The sequence below is a fragment of the Campylobacter concisus genome (assembly GCF_002914195.1).
Lineage (GTDB): Bacteria > Campylobacterota > Campylobacteria > Campylobacterales > Campylobacteraceae > Campylobacter_A > Campylobacter_A concisus_M.
Window position 1 is genome coordinate 1 of sequence record NZ_PPAU01000108.1, and the last position, 18,929, is coordinate 18,929.

Sequence of the window (18,929 nt, forward strand, 5' to 3'; positions counted from 1 at the left end):
AAGTTATTATGCAAGCAAATAGAAAATAGCACATTTAAAATAAATGCCGTTCTCATCCTGAGAAGCTTCATTTTTTCTCCTTGAAAATAGTTAAGTCATTTTATTAATTTTACTTTTAAAAGATGTTAAATTTTAAAAATTAGAAAAAAGTGAGTTTTTGCAGAGAATTCCTGCTTCTCTGCAAATTTTGTATTTAGATTTATTTCTTTAATCCATATTTATCTAGCATTTTGTCAAATTCGCCAGATTTTTGCAGCTCATCGATCGCTGCGTCTATCTTCTTGATAAGCTCAGTGTGTTTGCCTTTATCAAACGCCATCGCAAATCCTTCTGTGCCATCAGGAACTCTTAAAAATTCTTCCAAATCTGGATTTAGTTTTAAATACTCAACCCCTATCGGACTATCAGTTAGTACAACGTCGATTTTATCGGCTTTTAGTGACATGATGGCAGCTGCTACATTTTCAGCAGGTATCGATTTAGTGGTTATGCTTTTGGCTGCTTCTTCTTGCAATGTTCCAACTTGAGCTGAAATTTTCTTATCCTTAAGGTTGTCTTTATTTACATCTGAGCCTTTTTTGCGGATAAATAAATTCTCTGAAAAATAATATGGCTTAGTGAAATCAACCGATTTTCTTCTCTCATCAGTTGCGCTCATTCCGCTTATAGCAATATCGATTTTACCGGTTTTTAATGCTGATATCAGCCCATCAAAGCTCATATTTGCAACATCAAATTTTATTCCAGTTTTTTTGGTGATCTCATTTAATAAATCTATCTCAAAGCCAACAATTTTATTGTTTTCATCAAGATATTCAAAAGGTGGATAATCAGCACTCGAGCCAACTTTATAAACTACATTTTTACTAGCTTCTTCGGCATTATTTGCTGTATTTTTTTTATTAGCGTCATCGCCACAACCTAGTAAAAATAAAACCAAACTTGCCATCAAAAATTTTAAAATTTTACTCATTTTCTACTCCTTTAATGATTTAAAATTTTACCTAAAAACTCTTTTAAACGCTCATGTTGTGGATTTGTAAAGACATTTTTTGGTGTGTCATCAACTGCGATTTTGCCTTTATCCATAAAGAAAATTCTATTTGCCACATTTCTCGCAAAGCCCATCTCATGGGTCACAACAAGCATCGTTATGCCCCTTGCAGCAACATCTTTCATAATATCAAGTACCTCTCCGATCATCTCAGGATCAAGCGCACTTGTCGGCTCGTCAAAAAGTATCACTTCTGGCTCCATCGCTAGGCTTCTAGCGATCGCGATACGTTGCTTTTGTCCGCCTGAGAGTTTGTGCGGATAGGCAAATTTCTTATCACTTAGCCCAACACTTTTTAGCAACTCATCGGCTCTTTTTTCTGCACTTGCTTTATCTAAAATTCCCGCTTTTATCGGAGCTAGAGTTAAATTTTGTAAGACGTTTTTATTTGCAAAAAGATTAAAGTGCTGAAAAACCATGCTCACTTTTTGGCGAATTTTATTTATATCTGATTTTTTATCTAAAATATCTTCGCCATTTATCTTTATGTGTCCACTATCTGGATCCTCAAGGCGGTTTATGCAGCGTAAAAATGTACTTTTGCCACCACCACTTGGACCAATTATCGCTATAACTTCACCCTTTTTTATATCTACGCTAATATCATTTAAAACTCGCAAATCGCCATAACTTTTGTTTAAATTTTTAATCTCAATCATGGCGGTTTAATCTCCTCTCAAGTAGTTTTGTCAAAAGTGTAAAAAATTTAACACTCACATAATAGACAATACCTGTAAAAATAACTGGCTCTGGGCTATAAAAGACCGCTTGCAAGCTCTTACTTTGCATCGTGATATCAACGACGCTTATATAGCCCACGACTGATGTCTCTTTAAATAGCGATATAAACTCATTTGCAAGAGCTGGTAAGATATTTTTTGTAGCTTGTGGGAAAACTATCTCGCGCATCGAAACATAATAGTTTAGTCCCATCGCACGAGCCGCTTCCATTTGTCCTTTATCCACACTGTTTATGCCACTTCGCACGATCTCGGCTACATAAGCAGAACTATTTAGTCCAAGTGCGATGAGAGCTACATAAAAATTATCACTCCATGTTGCAAAAATGACAACTGAAAATATTAAAAGTTGAAGTATTACAGGTGTTCCACGTAAGATATCGATATATTCATCGATTATAAAATTTAAGACTTTGATATTTAAAAATTTAATAAACGCCAAGGTAAATCCAAGTGTTATGCCTATGGCAATACCGCCTATCGTTAGTCCTAAAGTCACTCCGTAACTTTTGATATAAGCGATCTCTTGAGCCTCACTAAGATCTCTTGGATAGAAAAAATATGCTCCAAGTGAGACGATTATTATAAAAAATAGAAATTTAGCTAAATTTTGAGCCTTCAACTTCGTCCTTCTCTTTAAAATATGGCTTTAAATAATACGAAAAAATTTATATCATTTTGCTTAAAAGTGTTTAAGGATCGGCACTGAATGTTGTAATTTAAAAAAATTTATATTAACATAAGCCATTTATCTTAATTTGAAAGGAAATTTATGAGCTTTGGGTCTTATTTAGCCATCGCCATCTATTTTGGCTTTTTGCTCTTTATCGGACGATATTTCTACGATAAAAACGCAAGTATGAACGAGTATCTGCTAGATAACCGTCGAATGGGTCCAGTAGTTACTGCACTTAGTGCTGGTGCTTCTGATATGAGTGGTTGGATGCTGCTTGGCGTGCCCGGAGCCTTATACGCAACTGGCATAGCAAATGTGTGGATGATAATCGGTCTTATCATTGGAGCTTACTGCAACTATCTATTTTTAGCAAAGAGGCTTAGAATTTATACTGAAGTTGCGAGTGATAGCATCACGATACCAGACTTTTTAGAAAATCGCTTTAAAGATAGGACTAAAATTTTAAGAATCATCTCTGGTCTTATCATTTTAATCTTTTTCACGCTTTATGTAAGTAGCGGCATCATCGCTGGCGGAAAGACATTTGAGAGCTTTTTTGGTTTAAAATTTGCCTACGGAGCGGTCTTCACACTTGTTATTGTGGTTTTTTACACATTTTTTGGTGGATTTAAAGCAGTTAGTATAACTGACGCATTTCAGGGGCTTTTGATGTTTTGTGTCCTAGTCTCGATCCCAGTCGTGGCATATCTAAATTTAGACTTGCCAAGCGATACAAATTTGATAAAGGAGATAGGCAAGCTTGATGCAAATCACCTAAATCCGTTTAGAGATCAAACTTTTTGGGGAATTTTAGGACTTATGGCTTGGGGATTTGGCTATTTTGGCCAGCCACATATCATTGTTAGATTTATGGCGATACGCGACTCAAAAGAACTTGCCAAAGCAAGAAGGATCGGTATTGGTTGGATGAGCATTGGGTTGCTTGGTGCGATTATGAGCGGACTTATCGGCTTTGTCTACTTTAAACAAAGAGGCGGACTTAGCGATCCTGAGACTGTATTTTTAAAGCTTGGCGAGTTACTTTTCCCACCATTTTTTATAGGCATTATCATCTCAGCTGTGCTTTCAGCGATCATGAGTACTATCTCAAGTCAGCTTTTAGTTACATCTAGCTCGGTAACAAAGGATTTTATCTTTGCATTCTATAAAAAAGAGATTAGTCAAAATACACAAACAGCGATCAGTCGCTATGCTGTCGTAGTAGTGGCCATAGTTGCTACTATACTTGCCTTTATCTCGACAGATAATGTTCTAAATGTCGTTGGCAACGCTTGGGCTGGATTTGGTGCGAGCTTTGGACCAGTGCTACTTTTTAGCCTTTACTGGAAGCGCATGAGTGCACTTGGAGCATTAGCTGGTATGATAGCTGGAGGCGCGACCGTAATATTTTGGATCACTTCAGGGCTAAACGTTTATGTTTATGAAATTTTACCTGGCATCATAGCTTCTTGTATAGCGATCATTAGCGTAAGTATCTGGGGAGATGCGATAAATAAAATGACGAGCGAACCTCACGAGCAAGTCATAAAAGATGAATTTGAAAAGATGAAAACAAGGCTTTAAGCCTAAACTTACAAGAAATTCCTAGTATCTTGTGCTAGGAATTTCTGCTAATTCTCTCTTAAAATTTTAATCCCTTTTTCAGTTTTCTTATCAAAAACCTAGCTGGATGAAGCTCATGAAATAGTGATCTTTCTATACAAAGTGGGCGATCAAATACAAGATCAGCTATCAAATTTGCTCCAAGTATCGCTGTGCCAAGACCTCGTGAGCCGTGAGCAAAATTTACAAAGACATTTTTTTCGTAGTTTGCTTTTGGATTGTTATCTTTATTTTTGCTCCAAAATAGCCCTTTGTAGTTTTGTTTATAAAATTCCTCATCATACAAGGCGCCAATTATCGGAAACCTATCTCCACTATAGCTTCTATATCCCACACGTGAGCCGATAATGGTGGCTTTTGTGGTGTCAAAAAACTCGCTTACATCGCTTAAATTTTTAGCATTATCCTCAACTTTAGGCATATCGCAAATTTCATTTCTAGCGTAAGTAGCGCCGATAACTTGCATGCCTTTTACAGCTGGACAAATGTAGCCTTTTGCGCTTAGCGGCATGGCATTTTTTAGCACTGGTTTTAGGTGCGTGACTTGACCTCGGACACTGCTTATTTGCATGTCGTAGTCCTTAAAAATTTCACTGCTCTTACTGCCAGTGCAAAAGATTAAAATATCGGTCTCTAAATTTTTACCATTTTTAAATTTAACGCTGATCTTGCCATTTTGAAGGTACTCTCTGCTCTCGTACTCATGGTTAAATAAAATTTCAAAGTTGCTTGATAAAAATTTACAAATTTCTCTTGGTCTAGCGTATGCACCATCTTTTATAAATATGCCAGGATATGGTTTTAAGTTCTCATCGAATTTAAAAATATCCTCTGCATTTTGATCCTGCCATGAGGCGTACCTTTTAACGAGCTCATCATCAAATGCGTAGTCGATGCAGCCGTTAAATTTGATAAGGCTTTTTGGCAAAGTTGCCTTGTAAAATCTCACTGCTTGCAAAAATGCGTTTAAATGCATGCGGCCTAAATTTACCCCAGGCTTCGTAACTAATGGCATCAAAGCACCACAGTGATTGCCTGAGCCATTTGTTGCGACCTCACCATTTGCCTCGGCGATCACCACTTTAAAGCCATTTTTGGCTAGCTCGCCAGCTGTTGCAAGTCCAGCCACTCCTGCTCCTATGATGAGCGCTGTTTTGCCTTTTACGCTAGAGGCTGGCTCGCATCTCGCAAACCAAGCATCTTTTAAATTTTTATCTTTTTTCTCTAGCACGGCGCTACTCATCTGGCGTTTTCTAGCGTATCCCTCTTTTAGGCTTAGCAAAAAGCCAGCACCCTTTAGCCCGTCTTTTACTATTTTTGCACACGAGTAGGTTCTAGCAATCGTGCCAACCCTGCTTAGTCTTGCGATCTGCCTAAAAATTTCTTCGCTCCAGATCGAGCCATTTTTACTTGGAGCAAAGCCGTCTAGAAACCAGATGTCGGCAATAAAATCAAGCTCAGGTAAAATTTCTTTAGCCTCGCCGTAGCAAAGATCAAGTGTAATATTTGGGGCAAAATTTATACGGTGTATGCCTGAGATTAGCGGCGGATAGAGCGAAACCAGCTTTTTGGCACAAGCTTTAAAAATGCCTAAATTTTCATAAATTTTTAAAAGATCTTCTTTTTTAATAGGGCTTTTTTCGATACTAACAAAGTGAAGTTTTTTAGAGCTATTTTTAAATTTCTTACAAATTGTGAAAAAATTTAATCCAGCACCAAAGCCAGTTTCAGCGATAATGAAGCTATCTTTGATCTGCCAAATTTCATCAAGCGCTCTTGCAAAGACAAATTCACTCTCAAGCCAAGGTTTGTCGGTATTAAAGTAGATGTCACCAAACTCCTCGTTAAATGGAATTTGCCCTTTAAAGCTTAAATTTGCATTTTTCATCTATTTTTTGCAAAATATCCATCGATGCCATTTGCGATGCCGTTTGCAAGGGCATTTTGATATGCATCATTAAAGAGCTTTTCACCCTCGACTGGATGCGTGATATAGCCGATCTCAACAAGAACTGCTGGCATAAGAGCACCTACAAGTACCCAAAATGGTGCCTCTCTCACACTGCCGTCACTTGCAGCATAGACTTTTCTGGCACTTGCTAAAATTTCTTTTTGGATATCGATGCCAAGCTTGTTTGAGGCGATGATCTTCTCGCGGTTTAGCACGTTTAGAAACGTCTGCTGCGAAAAGTAGTTCATCTCTTCTATATCTGATTTGTTCTCAAGCGCGGCTGCGTTTTTACTACGTTCACTTCGTGCAGGCGATAAGAAAAATGTCTCAATGCCGTGCATGCTCTTTGCCTTTGTGGCATTTGGAGCGGCATTTGCGTGAATGGAAACAAAAAGATCAGCCATCTTATCATTTGCAAATTTTGTTCTTGTTCTTAAATTTATAAAGACATCGGTTGATCTGGTAAAAAAGACCTTGTAGCCACGCGCTTTTAGTATGTCGCCAAGTTTTTTGGCTACACCTAAAACCGCAGTTTTTTCCTGAAGCTTACCATTTACTGCACCTGGATCAGTGCCACCATGGCCTGGATCGATGGCGATCGTTTTGTTGCGTGAAAATTTACCAGTCGCAACTGGTGGCAAAGGTGCTGCTACTGGCTCACTTTGTGCAGGCTGCGGCTTTAAATTTGGCTCAGGCTCTTTGTGTGGCACTTCTTCATTTTTGTTTTTAGTTTTATGAAGTGGTGCTTTTACATTTTCATTTGAGATAAAATTTTGAGCGCTGATCACAAGCAGATCACTTGTTGCATTTGCTTTTATAGTCTTTTGGATCTTATCAGAAAAAATAACTCTAACAGTATTTTTATCATACTGCGAGATATGAATGTAATCAGATATGAAATTTTTATAAGTCAGCGGATTACCATTTAATCTACCATCAATATCCATAATATTTTTATATGTATTTTGCTGCTTTAAAAAGGATGTTTTTAGTTTTGCGGTATCGATTTTTGTATTAAACTTAAGCACTAAAGTGTCATTTACCTTGGTTGCACTAAGCAGCGTCAAAGTAGCGGTGCTAGGCGTGCTAGCGCTCTTTATGCCATTTAGTGCATTTAGATCTTTTATATACCCATTTGAATCAAAACCAAGCGATTTTGAGCTAGTTATGAGTCTTGTGAGTGCTTGTTTTTTTATATTTTTGTCATTTTTTATGATCGCGTCGACATAGATGTCTTTTATATCGTTGTGAAATTTGATCTTTGCACTTCTGCTTGAGCTGGCAAAATTTTTATCAAATTTTGCAAATATCTCTGAATTTGTCGCAGCAAAAAGGAAATTACAAACAATAAAAAAGAGGATTATCGCTCGTTTCATTCACCATGTACCAGCTTGTGCATTAGCTCTTTTACGCTTATTAGCTCTTTTAGTTTATATCCGTTTGCTCCCGTGAAAAATAACCCGGTCTCTTTTTTGCCACTAAATGAGTCAAACAGCCTATCAGCGATGCAATATCCAACCTCTTTAGCCCCTTTGCCCCTTTGACAAGGGCTCACACAGTTGCTTATACACTGGATCTTTGGTCCCATCCTTTTTTCTACCAAATTTATCAAATTTGTTCTAATCCCACGAGCCGGATAGCCAACTGGACTTTTTATAAGCTCTATGTCCTTTTCCTCGGCTGCTAGTATCACTTCTTTAAAGCCAATATCTGCGTCACACTCATGAGTTCCGATAAAGCGTGTACCCATTTGAACGCCGTCTGCGCCTAGCGATATTGCTTTTTCGATATCATTTTTATCCCAAATTCCACCGGCTGCGATGAGCGGAAAGTCGCCCCACTCTTTTATCTCGGCTTTTACTTGTGGGATTAGATTAAATAGCGAAAACTCAGGATCAAGGCACTGCTCGTAAGTAAAGCCCTGATGCCCACCGCTTAGTGGTCCTTCAAGCACAACTGCATCTGGTAAGCGGTCATATCTTTGTAGCCAACGTTTGCAGATGATCTTTAGTGCTTTTGCACTTGAGATAATAGGAACTAGCGCGACTTCTTTAAAGTTTTGTGTAAATTCTGGCAAATTTGTAGGCAAGCCTGCACCTGATACGATGATGTTTATGCCAGCCTCGCAAGCATCTTTTACTACCCTCGCGTAGTCATTTGCGGCATACATGATATTTACACCAAGCGGCAGATCGCCACAAATTTTTCGCGCATTTTCGACAATTGCTCTAAATCCTTTTGTAGAGTAGAAATTTTCACTTCCAAAAGGCTTTGCGTTAAGCTCTTTATCTATAAATTTTCTATTTTCATAATATCCAGTACCAACTGAGCTGATTATCCCAAGGCCGCCTTCAAGGCTGACATTGCCAGCTAGTTTGTCCCAACTAATACCAAGTCCCATACCACCTTGAAATATCGGATACTTTATCTCATATTTTCCTATTTTTAATGGCTTTAACTCCATTTATTCAACCTTTACTTTTGCAAATTTACGCTTACCGACTTGCAAGATATATTCACCTGCTCCTAATTTTAACTGCTCATCACTGATCTTTTCTTGATTAATGCTAACCGCATTTGCCTTTATATCACGCCTTGCTTGAGAATTTGACTCGCTTAGTTCGCACTGTGATAAAGCTTCCACTATCCATACTGGTGCTTTTAGAGTAAATTCTTTTATATCAGTTGGGATTTGATTTTGTGAGTGGACACTATTAAACTCAGCCATCGCAGCCTTTGCAGCCTCCTCGCCGTGATATCTCGCTGTTATCTCGTACGCAAGGTCTTCTTTTGCTTTTTTTGGATGATACTTGTCGTTTTTAACATCGTTCATTAAATTTTCTATCTCGCCAAGGCTTTTTGCGCTTAAAAGCTCGTACCAACGCCACATTAGCTCATCGCTTATACTAAGCGTTTTTGCAAACATATCATTTGCATTTTCGGTTACGCCGATATAATTTCCAAGACTTTTGCTCATCTTATTTACACCATCAAGCCCTTCAAGAAGAGGCATCATGATTACAGCTTGCTCTTTGCCAACATTATATGTTCGCTGTAAGGTTCTACCCATTAGAAGATTAAATTTCTGATCCGTACCGCCCATCTCGATGTCGCACTTCATCGCAACACTATCATAACCTTGAAGAAGTGGATACATAAATTCACAAATTGAAATTGGACTACCAGATTTTATCCTTTTTTCAAAATCATCGCGCTCTAGCATTCTAGCGACTGAAAATGTGCTAGTTAGCTCTATCATTCCAGCAGCTCCAAGTTCATTTGACCATTTTGAGTTAAACATGATCACGGTCTTTTTTGGATCTAAAATTTTAAAAACTTGCTCTTCGTAGGTTTTAGCATTTTTTAAAACTGTCTCTTGATCTAGTTTTTTTCTGGTGGCTGATTTGCCAGTTGGATCGCCTATTTGAGCGGTAAAATCGCCTATCAAAAACTGCACGATCGCGCCATGTTTTTGAAGAAGTGCCATCTTGTTTAAAACGACTGTGTGACCTAAGTGAAGGTCTGGAGCAGTTGGATCAAAACCAGCCTTTACATAGAAATTTTCACCTTTTTCATAATAGTTTTTTATTAAATTCTCAACTCTTTCAAAGTCAATAATCTCGGCAACACCGCGTTTTACCTCTTGTAAAATTTCAGCTATATCTTGCATTATCTTTCTCCTAGTTATGGTATGGATCGCTTTGCGAAACGAAATCTATAATCTTATATCTATCTTTGATCTTCTCTCTTAGCTCGTTTGCATCGATGTTTTCAGCTATCTCAACACTTATCTCAAATGTATCACCGCTAAGGTCATTTGCTTCATTTAGCGAGATTGTAGCCAAATTTACATCTAGTCTAGCAAGATATGTTAAAAATTCAGCCAACGCGCCTTTTCGGTTTTCCAAATTTAATAAAATTTTATATCTATGCGGAGCATTTCTAGTCCATTTGACAAAGATGATCTCATTGCCCTTATCCATAAGTTTCCCGGCACGCTCACAAAGCTTGTGATGCACTGTCACATTGTGCCCATTTTTAAAGCCAACTATACTATCGCCTCTTTTTGGGTTACAACAATAGTCAAACTCGACATTTGAAATTTTATGATTTGAATAGATTACGATATTTTCAAATTTTTGCTTTTTAACCTGATATTTGTCGCCCAAAGAGATCATAAAAGGGCGCTCTTTTTTTATATACTTTTTAAGCATATTTACGACCTCTTGCAAAAAATCGCTCTCAGTTGCAGCACGAAAAACTTTTTTGCCTAAATTTTCATGCTCTATCCAGTCTAAAATTCTATCTTTCGAAACGCCAAAAACCGACTTTAAAATGTCAACTGCGATTTTATAATTTATATCTTTTATCTTTTGTTTGCAATATGTCCTTATCGTAGCTCTTGCTTTACCAGTTCGAACGCTATTTATCCATGAACAGCGAAATTTTGCCTCTTCACCAGTTACAATCCTTACAATATCGCCGTTTTTTAGCTCCGTTAAAAGTGGCATCCTGACGCGATTTATATAAGCTTCTTTTGCATAAAGTCCGATCTCTGTGTGAATCTCATAAGCATAATCAAGTGCAGTAGCCCCGCGTGGAAGCGTAAAAACCTCACCTTTTGGCGAATAGACCGCAATATCTTCTATGTAAAGACTATCTTTTGCATATTCATAAAGCTCTTCGACGTTACTTTCAGCTTCATTGTTTTGCATACCAATGTCGTTTAGCCAGTCAAGTTTTGGATTAAGTAAACTGCCCTCGCCGTTTTTGTATTTCCAGTGAGCTGCGACACCATATTCAGCGGTTTTGTGCATATCGTAAGTGCGAACTTGCGCCTCAAAAATACTCTTATTATCAAAAATAGTTGTATGTATCGTTTGATAGCCATTTTGCTTTGGAAGTGCAATATAATCCTTAAATCTCGAAATAAGAGGATTAAAATTTATATGCAAATTTCCAAGCGCAAGATAGCAATCAAGCGGCTTTTGTACAAGAATTCTAATAGCTAGCAAATCAAGCACCTCTTCAATCGAAATACCTTTTCTTTGCATTTTTAAATAGATTGAGTAGTAATGCTTTATACGTTTTTGTATCTCAAAAGTACCCTCAATAAAGCCGTTTTCAAGCAAAATTTGATTTACTTTTTCGTAAAAAGCATTTAGTTTAAGGCTAAGTTGCTGCTTATTTTTATTTAAAAAGCTATCGATCTTAGCGTATTCTTCTGGCATCGCATATTTAAAACTTAGATCTTCAAGTATGTTTTTGATAGATGAAATTCCAAGCCTATGAGCGATCGGAGCATAGACCATAAGCGTCTCTTCAGCAATTCGTTTTTGTTTTTCTACCTTTAACGCATCAAGGGTTAGCATATTATGAAGTCTGTCACAAAGCTTAACCACAAGAACTCTAACATCCTCAATGGAGATTAAAAGCATTTTTCTAAAAGTTAGCGCCGAACTTGCTAGTTTTTCGTTACTACTTGAGCTTGCAAGCTTGTTTTCTCTTATAGCAACTATCTTTGTAAGTCCTTCAACCAGCTTCGCCACTTCATCACCAAATTCAGCCTGAACTTCGCTAAGTGTAACTTCAGTATCTTCAACTACATCGTGAAGTAGTGCAGCTATAACCATACTCTCATCTCCACCCATATTTGCTACTATTGATGCTACCAATATTGGATGGATTGCGTATGGCTCGCCACTTTTGCGATATTGACCAGCATGAGATGTGACACAGCTATCTATAGCTTTGTCTAATTTCTCGCTTCGTTCGCAAAGAGAAAAGAGCAGCGTTATAGCTTCTGAAACATTTTTACAAGGTAAAATTTGCTCGATCAGCTGCTCTAAAAAAAGACTATTTTCCTTCAACTATTGCCTCTAAGCCTATTTTACCCTCAGCTACTTCAAGTAGTGCAATGTCAGCAAATTTCATCTTTGAAGTATCAGCATTAACAAGAGTTTGAGCTCCATTTGCCAGTGCTTCTGCACGCTTTGCAACTATAAGTGAAAGCTTATATCTATCGTCACCAACTTGTTTTAACGCTCTTGCTGTTATTTGTTCTGTTCTCATTTTTATCCTTTTTAAAATTTATTTTACTACTGAGTATAGGGCCGCTTCTTCTTCATTTATTATTTTTAATAAATTTCCAGCCTTAAACATATTACAAACCAAAATCGGTAGTGAGTTATCTTTTGCTAAAGCTATGGCAGTATCGTCCATAACCTTGATATCATCGCTCATTGCCTTTTCATAGTTTAGTGATTTTAAAAGTTTTGCATCTTTGAATTTTTTAGGGTCTTTATCATAAACACCATCAACTTTTGTCGCTTTTATGATCATATCTGAGCCAATCTCAATAGCTCTTAGCGTAGCTGCGGTGTCTGTTGTGAAGAATGGATTACCAGTACCTGCAGCAAATATAACAACTCTGCCTTTTTCCAAATGGCGCTGTGCACGTCCCACGATGAAAGTCTCACAGATCGCTTCCATTTTGATTGCACTTTGCACTCTTACCTCTAGCCCACTTCGTTCTAAAGCTTCACGCATTGCGATCGAATTTATAACAGTTGCTAGCATGCCCATGTGATCGCCGCTCGTTCGTTTAATAATGCCATCTTTTGCGGCACTCACACCGCGTATAATGTTGCCACCACCGATAACGATGCCAACCTCAATACCATTTTCAACAAGCTCTTTTATCTCATTTGCTATAAATTTAAGCACCGCCGTATCTATACCAAAACCATTCTCTCCCGCTAAAGCTTCGCCTGAAAATTTAACTAATACGCGTTTTCTTTTACTCATTGTCTTGCTCCTTAAAATTCACGCATTCTAGCCAAAAAGGCTTTAAATTTAGTTAATAGTACTTGCAAAGCGGCTATTTTGAGATCATCTCAAGTGGATCAATGTGGTAGTTTCTTTGCGTCACTTCAAAGGTTAGATCATTTCTAACTCGGCCTATAACGTAGCCTTTTTGCACAACTGAGCCGACTTTTACAGTCGGTGCGATCTGGCTTAGATGAGCGTAGATCGTATGGATGCCATTTTCGTTTTCTATAATGACTACATTTTCAAGCATCGGAGTTGCTTTTGCAAAGACCACTTTGCCATTTAGCACGCTTTTAACCTTGGCATCTGGCGTGGTTGAGCGAAGTGTGACTGACTCATTAAAAATTTTTATGTTATATATTGGGTCTACGTAATTTCCAAATTTTTGCTTTACGGTGTAGCTATCAAGAGGAGCGATTGTCTTTGCACCTGAATATTTTTTGACTGAGCTTGTTTGATAGCCTCCACCCATTGGCTGGCTTTTTTCGCCTTTTTTGCCACTCTTACTGGCTACTTTTTCTTGTTTTTCTCTAGCAGCACGTGCGGCTTCATCTTCTTGTTTTTGCATGATAGCAAGCTGCTCTAGCGTCTTTCTTAGCTCATCTTGCTGGGCTTGAAGCTTGGCTAGTTTTTTGCTGTAAATTTCTTTATCTCGTTTTAGTCCGTTTATAGTATTTTTCTGCGTACTTTCTAAATTTTGCAAATCACTTTGCTTGCGTCTATAGTTTTTGATGCTTGAGTTTATCTCACTTATTTTGTTTGATTTACTTTTTATCTTCTCAATCGTATCTTCATAGTTCTGGCTAAGCCTTTTAAAATCCTCTTTTGTAATGGCATTTAGCTTGGTTAAAATTTGAGACGAAATGATGCTCTCCTCGCTTTGCTTGCCCTCAGTTGCAGACATCAAAAGATCAAACGAAAGATCTTCTGCGATGATCCTTATCATGTTTTGCTCAAGCTCCTTTTGAGTGCGTTCTAGCTCTTTGTTTTGCTTAGTTAGATCATCAAGTTCAATAAGTGCTTTTGAAGCATTTGTCTCAAGTACAGAAATTTGACCTTTTAGATTTGTGATATCACCACTTATACCTCGAAGTTTTTTCTCGCCACTTACGATATCACCAGCCAAATCATCAAGCTTTTTACTAAGCTGCTCACTCATCGCCTGACTCGACCTTAATGAGTTTTTGGAGTCTTTGATCTTCTCTTTGGTATTTGACGCAAAAGCTAGACTAAAAGCTAGCAAAAATATAAAAATTCCTTTTCTCATATCGTGCTTTTTCTAGCCTTACTCATCACCAAACTAACAGCAAAAATACTTAAAAGCATAGCCACGCCAAATAAAATAAAAATATCTCTTGAAGGATCAAGACTAGGCAAGATCACATCAATGCTTGCGGCATTTTCTCTAAAAATTTCAATGCCCGGCAAGAAAAAGAAAAATGCACTAACGGCAATGGTTGCAACTAGACTATCGACCATAGCTGATTTGTAAAGCATGGCTGATTTTAGCCAAAAAGGTGCTCCAAAAAGCGTCATGATCTCGATGCGCTCTCTGTGCTCAAACAGCCAAATTTTAGCCTGCTTTAGCATGAGCATAAGACCTATTACGCAAAGTATCGCCATAAATGCGTACGATATGCTTTTGGCTAAATTTAGTATTTTAAAAACCTTATCATGAGTCTTTGAAAATGTCTCAACCTTTGTGATGCCATCAAATTTTAAAAGTTTTTGCTTTAGCTCATCCATGTACTGCGGTGTCGGAAATTCGCTAAGTTTTAGTGAGTAAAATTTAGGTAGCGCATTTTGCAGTATGGACAAATTTTTAGCAGAGATGTCATTTGAGAGGCGGTCGATGATCTTTTGTGGACTTAGTGGCTCGAGGCTAGCTAGATTACTCACAATCGGCTTTAGAACGGGCTCACTTAACTCTTTGCTTGAAACTATGACGATGTTGTAGTCATTTCCCATAAGTCTTTCATAATCTCTCACAACCTTATCAGCAGTTAGGCTAAACTGCACAGAAAACAAAAGCGCGATCAGTGGCAAGATAAATCCAAGATGATTCTTAAGCGATCTCATGCACGCCTCCATTTTCTATGACGAAGTGACGGTATGGGATACGAAGTGTCGATGGGATATGGTGCGTGACAACTACCACGCTCGTACCTAAAAATTCCCTAGCTGATTTTAAAAGTGACCAGATGACGTCGCTTGAGTATTCGTCTAAATTTCCAGTTGGCTCGTCGCATAAAAGCAAATTTGGATTGTGCGCTAGAGCCCTTGCCATGGCAACTCTTTGCTGCTCACCACCACTTAGCTCACGAGGGTATTTATCGGCTTTATGAAGCATATTTACATGTTTTAAAAGTTTAGCCACTTGCTTTTTACTCACATTTTGATTGATGCCTTTGATGATGAGGGGCAACATGACGTTTCTTTCCACATTCCATTCATTTATCAAGCGATAATTTTGAAATATAATGCCAACTCGCTGCCTAAGCTCACAAAGTCTTTTATCATCGATGTCGTCCATTTGTGTCATGCAGACATTTAGCTCTCCAGCAAGTGGTGAAATTTCTCCGTAAAATGATTTTAAAAGCGTGCTTTTTCCACTTCCACTCTTACCTGTGATAAAGACAAAATCATTTGCATAAATATCTAAATTGACGCTATTAATTACGATTTCATCGCGTTCATAAGCTAGGCTCAAATTCCTTGCACTAATTATCTCTTGCATCAGCCAAATACTCCTTCAAAAGCTCGTGTGCAGCTAAATTCTCACGAATTAAGATCGGTTTTTTTATAAAATATTCGCTTTTTTCATCACTTATTTTGATAAAACATTGCTCGGGTTTATTAAATGCCCCAAAAGCAACTTTTAGCAAAATTTCACCCTCATTTATGGTGTAAATTTCTTCAAAATGTAAAAAATAATCCTCTTTTTTGATGATGAAATTTTTGAAATTTTTAATGATATTTTTTACGCTTGTCTTTTCTTTGAAGCTAAAATCCCCAACTAAAATACTCTCACCACTTTTGACCTCACAAGTATAAATGACATCATAAATATCCTTATCTTGGCGTCTCCAGCGGTCTTCGTATTTACTAGTTACTTCTAAATTTCTATTTTTGAAAGCTTCTATTTTTGAGTTTGTAGGCTCTAAAAATTTACTCAAACTAAAGTCGCAATACTCCTTGCTATCAGTCCTTAACTCAAATTTACCGCCAAGCTTTAATATCCTCTCGCATTCAAGCGCAAACGCCGACGAGACCACACGTCTATGCTCTGCTTTATCCCACGGCACTGGAAAGTGTAAAAAGACTCTATCAACTAAATTTGAGCCAACGAGAGAGAGTAAAAGTCTGGCGTCAGTATTGATTAGACGTACGTTTTCTAGGCCATTTGCCCTAGCTAGCTTTGCTACTTGCTCGATGCTTGGTTTATAGACTTCTATTCCGATAACTAGGGTATTTGGATTGTTTTTAGCTTGATAAAGCAAGTGCCTACCGGAACCAAAGCCGATCTCTATAAAAATTTGATCAAATTTATCTTTTAGCTTACAAAATACTGGCACAAATTCTTCAAGGCTTAAAATTTCACTCACTTTTTTAGTCAAATTTGTCTTTTTTACAGCAAATGCTTGACTGATTACGTCATTGCAATTTTGCTCTTTAAAAAGCTCCAGTGCCTCTTGCAAAAGACCAACTTTAGCTGGCTTTGTAAGCTTCTCTCCCTTTACAACAACGCCATTTTTACCGGGCTTTACAACTAGAAAAAAGCTCTCTTCTTCATTTTTTGTGTAGATGAGCCTCTCGTTTCGCCCATTTGCCTGCCAAAGAAATTTGACTTTGTCATTACCAAATGGAAATGAGAGCTCTTTTAAAGACGAAGCGATGAAATTTGGCATTATTTTATGCTAACTTCTGCTTTTGATGACTTATCAGAGGCGATGCCGTACTCATCGATAGCTACGACGCTGTAAGAATAGCTAGCTCCTTTTTGCACGCTATCATCTCTAAGTCCAGTACCATCTATGCCACTAAAAATTTTCTCACTTTCGCCACTTCTATAAACAGTGTACGAACTGGCTCTATCAACTGCACTCCAGTTTACATTTACGCCGCTACCATCGTAGCTAGCGCTAATATTTGGAGTCTTTGGTGCGCCAAGCGTTATCCCCACGATTGGCTCTTCTTGTTTTAAGCTCTCAAGGCCGTCTTTATCGACTGCTGTGACTCTGTAATACCTCGTCGATGCATTTGTATTTATGAGATCTTCATAGGTGTTGCTAGTCGTTTTTGCTAGATATGTGTAAGGCAAAATTTTACTTACTGTCCTATAAACCTTAAAATAAGCAAAATCCTCAGCCGGCGCGTAATCCCAAGTTAAAATTATCTTTTTTGGCGCATTTTTTGTTGCCTGAAGGTTTGTTACTGATTTAGGGTAACTCCTTTGTCGTTGCACTTATGTTTTGGCTTGGTTTTGAAACAACGCCTGAAGAAGTTTTAACTAAAATTCTATACTCATAAGACTTACCAGGTTTTACCTCAGTATCGATATACTCGGCGTTTAGTCTGCCATTTACCTCTGCGATTTGGCTAAATTTATTAACTCCGGCATCACTTCTTTGAATGATATAGCTTGCCACGGTGCTATCAGGATGTGGTCTCCAGATCACTTTTACACGTCCTGGAAGCCCTGTAATAGCTTGCGAAAACGGTACTGAGTCAAGCAGTGGCTTTGTAGTTGCTGTTGCGATCGTGCCCGGTTGAGAGATGGCATTACTTGAGTAAGTTCTCATTTGGTATGAGTAGGTTGTCTCTGGAGCTAGATCACGATCCACATAGTGCGTTGCAAAGCGGTCTTTTATGTCTGCAACTAGTTGCATTTTTGAGTTTGCATCATTTGGATTTGAGCGGTAAAGGTAGTAGCCAACGACGCTCTCATCGGTCACTGGATTCCACTCGAAGCCAACTTCTGTCATATCTGAAATAGTTTTTAAACTTGTAATCGTAGGTAGTGACATGCTTTGCTGAGTCGGTACGCTAGAGCCGCATCCCGCCAAAAAAGCTGCTAAAAATGGTGTCAATATGCGTAGGGCAAATTTTTTCATCAAAAATCTCCTTGGGAATTTTTTTGTAAATTATCTGGTTAAAGTCATCATACGTTTTTGCGGTAAATTCTACCCTTTTGCCAGTTCTTGGATGGATAAAATAAAGCATATAAGCGTGAAGCATAACCCTGCTTATTTTATCGCCTTGGCTCTTAAATCCGTATAAATCATCGCCTAAAATATGGCGGTTTATGCTAGCAAGATGCACTCTTATTTGATGAGTCCTGCCTGTAAAAAGTTTTGCTGCTATTAAATTTATGCCATTTTCACTTAGCAAATTTACAAAGGCACTTTTTGCAAATTTAGCGTCCGCAACGATCGCTTTTTTTAGGCGGTTGTTTGGATTTCTGCCGATTGGCTTGTCGATTATGACATCCTCTTTTAGCGGTAAGTCAGTGAGCGCTAGATAAATTCTCCCCATACTCTTATCACTTAGTTGCTCGCTAAGTTTTGCATGGGTGAAGTTGTTTTTAGCAACTACGATAGCACCACTCGTGCCCTTATCCAGGCGGTGGACGATGCCAGCTCTTACGTCACCATTTAAATTTGAGAGCATAAAGCCTTTTTTATTTAGCCATTCAACAAGTGTCGCCTCTTTTACACTTGGAGCTTGGTGAACGACGATTTGAGGTGGTTTATTTAGCACTATAAGATCGTCATCTTCGTAGATGATTGGAATATCAAAATTTACTTCATACTCGTTTTGTACCTCTTTTTTTGGGGCAAAATTTACGCAAATTTCATCGTTTTCACTTAACAAAAAGCTTGGTTTTGAGACTGGTTTTAAATTTACGCTTACGAGGTAGTCTTTTATCAAATTTAAAGCTTGATTGCGTGAAATTTGAAGCTCTTGTGCTACTGCAACGTCTAGTCTTGAGCTATTTAAAACGTTAAATTTAACCAAAATCAAAGCCTTGTTTGTGATATAATCTAGCCCAAA

The 18,929-nt window shown here is 37.9% G+C and carries 18 protein-coding genes; 1 reads left to right on the forward strand and 17 read right to left on the reverse strand.

What is annotated here, in order from left to right:
• Positions 1 to 199: 199 nt before the first annotated feature.
• The 3 genes from CYP28_RS06075 to CYP28_RS06085 are packed head-to-tail and all read right to left on the reverse strand — an operon-like array spanning position 200 to position 2,416.
• A complete protein-coding gene (locus tag CYP28_RS06075) occupies positions 200 to 973 on the reverse strand; it encodes a transporter substrate-binding domain-containing protein (protein ID WP_103593500.1) in 774 nt (257 codons plus the stop codon).
• Positions 974 to 984: 11 nt separating this feature from the next.
• On the reverse strand, positions 985 to 1,713 hold the full coding sequence (locus CYP28_RS06080) for an amino acid ABC transporter ATP-binding protein (RefSeq protein WP_103593501.1): 729 nt from the start codon (positions 1,711 to 1,713) through the stop codon (positions 985 to 987).
• Complete coding sequence (locus CYP28_RS06085) at positions 1,706 to 2,416, reverse strand: amino acid ABC transporter permease (RefSeq protein WP_021091602.1); 711 nt, start codon at positions 2,414 to 2,416, stop codon at positions 1,706 to 1,708. Before CYP28_RS06085 ends, CYP28_RS06080 begins: the two co-directional genes overlap by 8 nt.
• A gap of 150 nt (positions 2,417 to 2,566) precedes the next feature.
• Between CYP28_RS06085 and putP the strand changes: the two genes are divergently transcribed.
• Positions 2,567 to 4,054: a sodium/proline symporter PutP gene (gene putP / locus CYP28_RS06090; RefSeq protein ID WP_103593502.1), complete on the forward strand. Its 1,488-nt coding sequence runs from the start codon at positions 2,567 to 2,569 to the stop codon at positions 4,052 to 4,054.
• Positions 4,055 to 4,112: 58 nt separating this feature from the next.
• On the opposite strand, the gene mnmC is transcribed toward putP, so the two are convergent.
• The 14 genes from mnmC to CYP28_RS06160 form a co-directional block, all read right to left on the reverse strand.
• On the reverse strand, positions 4,113 to 5,981 hold the full coding sequence (gene mnmC / locus CYP28_RS06095) for a bifunctional tRNA (5-methylaminomethyl-2-thiouridine)(34)-methyltransferase MnmD/FAD-dependent 5-carboxymethylaminomethyl-2-thiouridine(34) oxidoreductase MnmC (protein WP_103593503.1): 1,869 nt from the start codon (positions 5,979 to 5,981) through the stop codon (positions 4,113 to 4,115).
• Complete coding sequence (locus CYP28_RS06100) at positions 5,978 to 7,420, reverse strand: N-acetylmuramoyl-L-alanine amidase family protein (RefSeq protein ID WP_103593504.1); 1,443 nt, start codon at positions 7,418 to 7,420, stop codon at positions 5,978 to 5,980. Before CYP28_RS06100 ends, mnmC begins: the two co-directional genes overlap by 4 nt.
• Positions 7,417 to 8,508: a nitronate monooxygenase gene (locus CYP28_RS06105; RefSeq protein ID WP_103593505.1), complete on the reverse strand. Its 1,092-nt coding sequence runs from the start codon at positions 8,506 to 8,508 to the stop codon at positions 7,417 to 7,419. The genes CYP28_RS06100 and CYP28_RS06105 overlap by 4 nt, the downstream gene beginning before the upstream one ends.
• Complete coding sequence (gene tyrS / locus CYP28_RS06110; protein ID WP_103593506.1) at positions 8,509 to 9,714, reverse strand: tyrosine--tRNA ligase; 1,206 nt, start codon at positions 9,712 to 9,714, stop codon at positions 8,509 to 8,511.
• 10 nt (positions 9,715 to 9,724) lie between these two features.
• Positions 9,725 to 11,914 carry a RelA/SpoT family protein gene (locus CYP28_RS06115; RefSeq protein WP_084041542.1) on the reverse strand — a complete coding sequence of 730 codons (2,190 nt, stop codon included), beginning with the start codon at positions 11,912 to 11,914 and terminating at the stop codon, positions 9,725 to 9,727.
• A complete protein-coding gene (locus CYP28_RS06120; protein ID WP_084041541.1) occupies positions 11,901 to 12,116 on the reverse strand; it encodes a DNA-directed RNA polymerase subunit omega in 216 nt (71 codons plus the stop codon). Before CYP28_RS06120 ends, CYP28_RS06115 begins: the two co-directional genes overlap by 14 nt.
• Before the next feature lie 18 nt (positions 12,117 to 12,134).
• Positions 12,135 to 12,851: a UMP kinase gene (gene pyrH / locus CYP28_RS06125; protein WP_054196984.1), complete on the reverse strand. Its 717-nt coding sequence runs from the start codon at positions 12,849 to 12,851 to the stop codon at positions 12,135 to 12,137.
• Positions 12,852 to 12,924: 73 nt separating this feature from the next.
• A complete protein-coding gene (locus CYP28_RS06130; RefSeq protein ID WP_103593507.1) occupies positions 12,925 to 14,142 on the reverse strand; it encodes a murein hydrolase activator EnvC family protein in 1,218 nt (405 codons plus the stop codon).
• On the reverse strand, positions 14,139 to 14,954 hold the full coding sequence (locus CYP28_RS06135; protein WP_103593508.1) for an FtsX-like permease family protein: 816 nt from the start codon (positions 14,952 to 14,954) through the stop codon (positions 14,139 to 14,141). Before CYP28_RS06135 ends, CYP28_RS06130 begins: the two co-directional genes overlap by 4 nt.
• Positions 14,941 to 15,612 (reverse strand): cell division ATP-binding protein FtsE, encoded by a 672-nt coding sequence (locus CYP28_RS06140; protein ID WP_021091805.1) that lies wholly within the window; start codon positions 15,610 to 15,612, stop codon positions 14,941 to 14,943. Before CYP28_RS06140 ends, CYP28_RS06135 begins: the two co-directional genes overlap by 14 nt.
• Complete coding sequence (trmB, locus tag CYP28_RS06145) at positions 15,596 to 16,783, reverse strand: tRNA (guanosine(46)-N7)-methyltransferase TrmB (RefSeq protein ID WP_103593509.1); 1,188 nt, start codon at positions 16,781 to 16,783, stop codon at positions 15,596 to 15,598. The genes CYP28_RS06140 and trmB overlap by 17 nt, the downstream gene beginning before the upstream one ends.
• Positions 16,783 to 17,340, reverse strand: coding sequence for a fibronectin type III domain-containing protein (locus CYP28_RS06150; RefSeq protein WP_242047022.1), 558 nt, complete (start codon positions 17,338 to 17,340; stop codon positions 16,783 to 16,785). The genes trmB and CYP28_RS06150 overlap by 1 nt, the downstream gene beginning before the upstream one ends.
• Positions 17,315 to 17,989 carry a fibronectin type III domain-containing protein gene (locus CYP28_RS06155; RefSeq protein ID WP_180997967.1) on the reverse strand — a complete coding sequence of 225 codons (675 nt, stop codon included), beginning with the start codon at positions 17,987 to 17,989 and terminating at the stop codon, positions 17,315 to 17,317. Before CYP28_RS06155 ends, CYP28_RS06150 begins: the two co-directional genes overlap by 26 nt.
• Positions 17,922 to 18,893 carry an RluA family pseudouridine synthase gene (locus tag CYP28_RS06160; RefSeq protein ID WP_103593510.1) on the reverse strand — a complete coding sequence of 324 codons (972 nt, stop codon included), beginning with the start codon at positions 18,891 to 18,893 and terminating at the stop codon, positions 17,922 to 17,924. The genes CYP28_RS06155 and CYP28_RS06160 overlap by 68 nt, the downstream gene beginning before the upstream one ends.
• Positions 18,894 to 18,929 lie beyond the last annotated feature (36 nt).